This window comes from Paraburkholderia sp. SARCC-3016 (assembly GCF_031119615.1).
Taxonomy (GTDB): Bacteria; Pseudomonadota; Gammaproteobacteria; order Burkholderiales; family Burkholderiaceae; genus Paraburkholderia.
Genome location: NZ_JAVHZD010000037.1, coordinates 75,288 through 82,595 on the forward strand (window position 1 = coordinate 75,288; position 7,308 = coordinate 82,595).

Sequence of the window (7,308 nt, forward strand, 5' to 3'; positions counted from 1 at the left end):
CGCCTGGCGTTGCTTGCCGTGTGTTTCCTGCGGCTGTTTCCTGCGGTTACGGCGCCGTGCGTGCCGGTCGTCCGGCAATCAATGTACGGCGGCCTGCGCCTTTTCCTCGAGTGACGTGCGCTTCGCGCTGTCGTCCGCATGCTGGCGCACCGACCAGCTGACCCCTGCGAGCAACAACGCAATCGCGGCTGCCTCGAAAAGGCGCGGCAGACGGTGGTCGTAGATAAACGCGTAAAGCAGCGCGAACAGCGTTTCGAACACGATCATCTGCCCTGACAGCGTGAGCGGCAGGCGCTTGGACGCGGCGTTCCACAGACCGTTGCCGAGCCACGACGCGCCGATCGCGAGCCCGAGGTTCAGCATCCAGAACAGATGCCAGCGCGAATCGGCGAGGGGGCCATGCGGCGCGGTCGCGAAGCCGGACGGCAACGCGGCCACGACCACCCACAGCGCCGCGCCGAGCAGACCCGTGACGATGCCCCACAGCACCGACCATTCGCTGCCGCTGAAATGGTCGTTGCGCTGCAGATAGCGGGCGTTTTCGACCGCGAACCACGTCCACGAAACGAGTGCGCCTGCGGCGCATGCGAGACCCGCGAGCTTCGTCGCGATCGGGCTGCCGGCTATCGGCGCCACGCCGGCGCCTGCAAGCGCGTCCGCGCCCGAACCCGCAGCGGCCGAAAACACGTCGATATTGATGCACGCGATGCCGGCCAGCACCATCGCGAGCGGCCAGACGAGCCGCGCGAGCGGCACCGCGCCATGATCGCGCCGGCCCAGCAGCGTGACGGTGACCGGCAGCACGCCGACGATCAGCGAAGCGGGCGCGATGCCGACCATATGCACGGCGCCGGTCAGCAGCAGGTAGTAGAGCAGGTTGCCGGCCAGCGCCAGCCTGACGAGCGCGGCAATATCCGCAGCGGTGAGGCGCGCCAGCAGCGAGCGCGCGGACGGCAGCGCGGCGACGATCGACACCGCGCCATACATCATGTACCGGCCCGAACTGAGCAGCAGCGGCGAAAAATCGGCGAGCAGCCGCGGCACGAGGAAAACCGTGCCCCATAACGCTCCGGCCATCATTCCGTACATCACGCCGCGCCGCATTGCCTGCCCCGATCCGAAAGACTGAAAGTGCGCGCAGCATAGCGCGCGCCATTCGGCGGCGTCTTGTTCGATTCTGCAACCGCGCGCTTGCTCGAGCGCATAAGCGCACAACGAACGACCGGACGCAAATCCGAAACCCGAATCCGAAACGAAAAGCGATCGAACCGCACCTGAACGGAAAAGCGAAATGCGCTGGCAAATACGATGCCATCGCGCATGAAAAACCAGACGAAATTCGCTAACTGACTGTTCGGACGATGAAAACCGGGGAGGTATCGCGTATAATTCGCTTTTGCGCCTATAGGATTTGCCATGCGTCTGATCCAGAAAGCACTCACGTTCGATGACGTGCTCCTCGTCCCGGCCTTCTCCGACGTTCTGCCGCGCGACACCAGCCTGAAAACCCGACTGACCCGCAATATCTCCCTGAATATGCCTCTCGTGTCCGCCGCCATGGACACGGTCACCGAAGCGCGTCTGGCCATCGTCATGGCGCAGCAAGGCGGCATCGGCATCGTTCACAAGAATCTGACCGCGGCCGAGCAGGCGCGCGAGGTCGCGAAGGTCAAGCGCTTCGAATCGGGCGTCGTGCGCGATCCGATCACGGTTCCGCCGCAAATGAAGGTGCGCGATGTGATCGCGCTGTCGCAACAGCATGGCATTTCGGGTTTTCCGGTGGTCGAAGGCGCGCAGCTGATCGGCATCGTTACGAACCGCGACCTGCGCTTCGAAACGCGTCTGGACGAACCCGTGCGCACGATCATGACGCCGCGCGAGCGTCTCGTCACGGTCAAGGAAGGCACGCCGCTCGCCGAAGCGAAGGCGCTCATGCATAGCCATCGGCTCGAGCGTGTACTCGTCGTCAACGACGCATTCGAGCTGCGCGGGCTGATGACGGTCAAGGACATCACGAAGCAGACCGAACACCCGGACGCGTGCAAGGACGAACATGGCAAGCTGCGCGTCGGCGCGGCGGTCGGCGTCGGTGCGGACAATGAAGAGCGCGTGTCGCTGCTCGTGCAGGCCGGTGTCGACGTGATCGTCGTCGATACCGCGCATGGCCACAGCAAGGGCGTGCTCGAGCGCGTCAAATGGGTCAAGAAGAACTTCCCGCACGTCGATGTGATCGGCGGCAATATCGCCACGGCAAGTGCGGCGAAGGCGCTCGTCGAATATGGCGCGGACGGCGTGAAGGTCGGCATCGGGCCCGGCTCGATCTGCACGACGCGTATCGTCGCCGGCGTCGGCGTGCCGCAAATCACGGCCATCTCGAACGTCGCCGAAGGGCTCAAAGGCTCGGGCGTGCCGCTGATCGCGGACGGCGGCGTGCGCTTCTCGGGCGACGTCAGCAAGGCGCTCGCGGCCGGCGCCAATACGGTGATGATGGGCAGCATGCTGGCCGGCACCGAAGAGTCGCCGGGCGACGTGTTCCTGTATCAGGGCCGCCAGTACAAGTCGTATCGCGGCATGGGCTCGGTCGGCGCGATGAAGGACGGTGCGGCGGACCGCTACTTCCAGGACAACTCCGCGAATATCGACAAGCTCGTGCCGGAAGGCATCGAAGGCCGCGTCGCGTACAAGGGCGCGGTCAGCGCGATCCTGTTCCAGTTGATTGGCGGCGTGCGCGCGAGCATGGGCTACTGCGGCTGCAGCACGATCGACGAGCTGCACGAGAAAGCCGAGTTCGTGCAGATCACGGCGGCCGGCATGCGCGAATCGCACGTGCACGACGTGCAGATCACGAAGGAAGCGCCCAACTATCACGTGGACTGATCGCCGATGAAGCCGCTCCTGCGTGCCGTACTGATCATCGATGCGCTATTGCTGCTGGCGTTCGGGCTGCTGTTTCTCGCGTCGCCGTGGAAATCGCTGTACGACGCGTTGCACCTCGTGCAGACCGATCCGGTACTGGTCGGGCAAGGCTTCGGGCTCGCGCTGATCGGGCTGGCGTGGCTGGCATTGCACGCGTCGCTCGACGGCGCGCTGACCGCGACGGTCGCCAAGGTGATCGGGCACGTGAACTGGCTGACGGCGCTGCTGATGCTGGTCTGGCTGATCGGCTTGCATACGCCGCCGCTGACGGGCTTCGGGCAACTGGTGGCGGTAGTGGTCGCGATCGTATTGCTGGTCGTCGGGCTGGGCGGCGTGCGGCTTGCACGCGCGGTCCGGCGCCGCGAACGCGCGATCGCGGCCGAAGTGGTCGCCGCGGAACGTGCCGATAAGGCCGCAGCGCGGCAGGCGGCGAAAGACGCGAAGCAGGAAGCCCGAGTCGAGGCGAAGGCGCAAGCGGCCGCACGCGCGACGCCGGCCGCCGGCGGTTATGCGGCGACGGAGCCTGTCATCGAACCGGTGCTGTCGCCGCGTCAGGCGACGGTGATCGATCCCGCAACCGGCCGCACGATCGACCCGGCGACCGGACGGGCGGTCGATCCGGTGAGCGGACGCCCGCTGGAACCTGCGCGTGGATCTGCGCTCGACTCCGATGCTGCCGCGGTGCCGGCCAGCCAGCGCGGCCCGGCAACCGACGCCGAGGCGCATGCCGAAGCCGCACGCGAAGCACGCGAGGAGGCGCGCCGCGATGCGGCGGGATCGCCCGGCTCGCCGAGGCCGCCGTTTCATGGCTGAGGCGCTCGTCGTTGCGCCGCTTCCAGCCGATCCCGCAGTCCGCCCGTGCTTCAGCAAGCATGGTTTCGCGCTATCCGGCCTTCGCTGCTTGCGCCCATTTTGCCGCGCGCGTGAACAACGAAAACCCGATTCATCGGGCCGCCGCCCCGACGACGAGGGCCACGAAAAAGTCAGTTCAAGAACTCAGATCAAACCCGCGCGAGACGCGCAGTTTTCCGTATCTTCATCCATTCGATTCCGCCCGCTGCCATGCATGACAAGATCCTGATCCTCGACTTTGGTTCGCAAGTCACCCAACTGATTGCCCGGCGCATCCGCGAGGCGCACGTGCTGTCGGAAATTCATCCGCACGACGTCAGCGACGCGTTTATTCGCGAGTTCAAGCCCAAGGGCATCATCCTGTCCGGTGGTCCGAGTTCGGTGGTCGAGACCGACACGCCGCGTGCGCCGCAAGCGGTGTTCGAACTCGGCGTGCCGGTGCTCGGCATTTGCTACGGCATGCAGACGATGGCCGAGCAGCTGGGCGGCAAGGTCGACAGCGGGCATCTGCGCGAGTTCGGTTATGCGGAGGTGCGGGCGCGCAACCATACGAGCTTCCTCGAAGGCATCGAAGACTTCCGCACGCCGGAAGGCCACGGCATGCTCAAGGTGTGGATGAGCCACGGCGACAAGGTGCTCGACATGCCGGAGGGCTTCAAGCTGATGGCGTCGACGGAATCGTGCCCGATCGCGGCGATGGCCGATGAAACGCGCCATTTCTACGGGCTGCAATGGCACCCGGAAGTCACGCATACGGTGCAGGGCCGCGCGATGCTCGAACGTTTCGTGCTGCAGATCTGTGACGCGAAGCCCGATTGGGAGATGGGCAACTATATCGACGAGGCGGTCGAGCAGATTCGTGCGCAGGTCGGTAACGAACACGTCATTCTTGGCCTGTCGGGCGGCGTTGATTCGTCGGTCGCGGCCGCGCTGCTGCATCGTGCAATTGGCGGTCAGCTGACGTGCGTGTTCGTCGATCATGGTCTGTTGCGTCTGAACGAAGCCGAACAGGTGATGGCGACCTTCGCCGATCACCTCGGCGTGAAGGTGATTCACGTCGATGCGAGCGAGGCGTTCCTGTCGAAGCTCGCCGGCGTGACCGACCCGGAGGCGAAGCGCAAGATTATCGGCGCCGAGTTCGTCGAAGTGTTCCAGACCGAAGCATCGAAGCTGACGGACGCAAAGTGGCTTGCGCAGGGCACGATCTATCCGGACGTGATCGAGTCGGCGGGCAAGGGCAAGAAAGCGACGCAGACCATCAAGAGCCACCACAACGTGGGTGGCTTGCCCGAAACGCTGAATCTGAAACTGCTCGAGCCGCTGCGCGATCTGTTCAAGGATGAAGTGCGCGAACTCGGTGTCAAGCTTGGCCTGCCGCCGGCGATGGTGTATCGCCATCCGTTCCCGGGGCCGGGCCTTGGCGTGCGGATTCTCGGCGAAGTCCGGCGCGAGTACGCCGATTTGCTGCGCCGCGCCGATGCGATTTTCATCGAGACGCTGCGCACGTTTATCGACAAGGAGACCGGCAAGTCGTGGTACGACCTGACGAGCCAGGCGTTCGCGGTGTTTCTGCCGGTGAAGAGCGTCGGCGTGATGGGGGATGGGCGCACTTACGAATATGTCGTTGCGCTGCGCGCGGTGCAGACGCTCGACTTCATGACCGCGCATTGGGCGCATCTGCCGCATGATCTGCTCGGCCATGTGTCGAACCGGATTATCAACGAGGTTCGCGGGATCAATCGTGTGGTGTACGACATTTCGGGTAAGCCGCCGGCGACGATTGAGTGGGAGTGAATTTAGGTCCTTCGGGGACTATCGTCAGCTATCGAACAACATCCGTAACGTGCTGATTTTCAAGTAAATACGTCGCGACATCTATCGGTGGCTATCGTCGGCCAGCAAAACAAGTTGGCGGTAGAGCTGACGGTAAAAATCGAGGCCGGATCAAGACATTCTCGTTCACTATTCAGACTTTTACCGTCTTTGACGGTAAAAGTCTTCTCGGGAAAGCTTGTTTTACGCGGCTTTCCGGGCATCAACAGGTCTCCCGATCCCTGACGGTAAAACCTGACGGTAAAGCCGTCAAAATACCGGAGGAAACCTCGATGCTCACCGACGCTGCACTACGCAATCTCAAGCCTAAGTCCAAGATTTATAAGGCTTCTGACCGGGATGGGATGTACGTGACGGTATCGCCCAGCGGTACCGTCACCTTCCGCTACGATTACCGTCTCAACGGTCGACGCGAAACGCTGACCCTCGGGCGCTATGGGCCTGACGGTATTTCGCTTGCGATGGCGCGTGAATTACTCCTGGACGCACGTAAAGCCGTTCTCAGAGGCTCATCGCCCGCGCTTGAAAAGCAGCGCGAGAAACGCCGCGTGACCGACATCAAGACCTTCGGCACGGCGATGGAAACATATCTGGCTCATGCACGATGGGCCGACAGTACTCGCGCCGCGCGCAAGCACATCATCGCCCGGGACATCCTGCCGGTTTTCCGCAATCGTCTGCTGACCGAAATCCAGCCTGAAGACCTGCGGACTTTATGTAATAAGGTCAACGAATGCGGCGCACCGGCTACGGCGGTGCAAATTCGGGACATCGTGAAGCAGGTCTATGTCCACGCTATCGCTCATGGAGAAAAGGTGGACAACCCTGCTGATAGCGTGGGGCTGTTGGGCGCAAAGTAATAATGAGCCACTTCGCGCGAAGTAAAACTGAGCCACCTTTCAGTACAGTCGGTCTTTTGCGCGCAAAGGCCGGCGATGCTCCAGAAGGAACAGTGGATGCAAATCCATGTGCTCAAAGCTCAGGGAATATCCGAACGCGAGATCGCGCGGCGCCTAGGCATTTCCCGCAATACCGTGGCTCGATACCTGGCGGCCGGGGACGTGCCGCGCTACAAGCAGCGAGACCCGCGACCCACCAAACTTGAGGCGTTCAAGACATACGTCTTCGAGCGTATGCAGGCCGCGGCGCCGGAGACAATTGCCGCGCCGGCATTGCTTCGCGAGCTACGTGCTCTCGGCTACGAGGGGCAACTGCGCAGTCTTCAGTCGCTGATGAAGCTTCATACGCCGCTGGCGAAGCCCGACCCGATCGTGCGGTTCGAGACCGATCCGGGGCGCCAGATGCAATGCGACTTCGTCGTGTTTCGCCGGGGCGCGCATCCTCTATACGCCTTCACGGCGACGCTCGGCTTCAGCCGCTGGCGTTGGGCGCGCTTCACAACGAATGAGAAGGCCGAGACCCTGGTCGCTTGTCATCACGCATTGTTTGACGAGTTGGGCGGTGTGCCGCGCGAAATCCTGTATGACAACGCCAGGACCATCGTGGTTCAGCGTGATGCATACGGTCCTGGCCAGCACCGCTGGCACTCGGGACTTCTCGACGTGGCGAAGCGCTACAGCTTCATCCCGAGGCTGTGTCAGCCGCATCGGCCAAGAACGAAGGGCAAGGTCGAGCGATTCCACAGGTATCTGCGGGGCAACTTCTATGTGCCGCTGACGAGCCAGCTCAAGCAGTCTAACCTCATGC

General features: G+C 63.2%; 6 protein-coding genes and 1 pseudogene. 5 read left to right on the forward strand and 2 right to left on the reverse strand.

Going from position 1 to position 7,308, the window contains the following annotated elements:
* Positions 1-78: 78 nt before the first annotated feature.
* The gene (locus tag QYH69_RS29970; RefSeq protein ID WP_308835299.1) at positions 79-1,104 is read right to left on the reverse strand and encodes a DMT family transporter; all 1,026 of its coding nucleotides are present in this window, start codon (positions 1,102-1,104) and stop codon (positions 79-81) included.
* Positions 1,089-1,442, reverse strand: coding sequence for a hypothetical protein (locus QYH69_RS29975; RefSeq protein WP_308835300.1), 354 nt, complete (start codon positions 1,440-1,442; stop codon positions 1,089-1,091). The genes QYH69_RS29970 and QYH69_RS29975 overlap by 16 nt, the downstream gene beginning before the upstream one ends.
* Between QYH69_RS29975 and guaB the strand changes: the two genes are divergently transcribed.
* The 5 genes and pseudogenes from guaB to istA form a co-directional block, all read left to right on the forward strand.
* Entirely contained in the window at positions 1,417-2,877 is a 1,461-nt protein-coding gene (guaB, locus tag QYH69_RS29980) for an IMP dehydrogenase (protein ID WP_308835301.1), read from the forward strand. The two genes, QYH69_RS29975 and guaB, sit on opposite strands and share 26 nt — an antisense overlap.
* Positions 2,878-2,883: 6 nt before the next feature.
* Complete coding sequence (locus QYH69_RS29985) at positions 2,884-3,729, forward strand: hypothetical protein (RefSeq protein ID WP_308835302.1); 846 nt, start codon at positions 2,884-2,886, stop codon at positions 3,727-3,729.
* 249 nt (positions 3,730-3,978) lie between these two features.
* A complete protein-coding gene (gene guaA / locus QYH69_RS29990; RefSeq protein WP_308835303.1) occupies positions 3,979-5,562 on the forward strand; it encodes a glutamine-hydrolyzing GMP synthase in 1,584 nt (527 codons plus the stop codon).
* Positions 5,563-5,873: 311 nt separating this feature from the next.
* Positions 5,874-6,443 (forward strand): annotated as a pseudogene (locus QYH69_RS29995) (tyrosine-type recombinase/integrase); the annotation flags it as partial.
* Positions 6,444-6,536: 93 nt separating this feature from the next.
* Positions 6,537-7,308 (forward strand): IS21 family transposase (istA, locus tag QYH69_RS30000; RefSeq protein ID WP_308835304.1); only part of this gene is annotated, 772 nt, incomplete at its 3' end.

Coding starts and splice junctions, on each gene's coding strand:
- QYH69_RS29970 (WP_308835299.1), bottom strand. CDS start 1,104: ATGCGGCGCGGCGTGATGTACGGAATGATGGCCGGAGCGTTATGGGGC.
- guaB (WP_308835301.1), top strand. CDS start 1,417: ATGCGTCTGATCCAGAAAGCACTCACGTTCGATGACGTGCTCCTCGTC.
- QYH69_RS29985 (WP_308835302.1), top strand. CDS start 2,884: ATGAAGCCGCTCCTGCGTGCCGTACTGATCATCGATGCGCTATTGCTG.
- guaA (WP_308835303.1), top strand. CDS start 3,979: ATGCATGACAAGATCCTGATCCTCGACTTTGGTTCGCAAGTCACCCAA.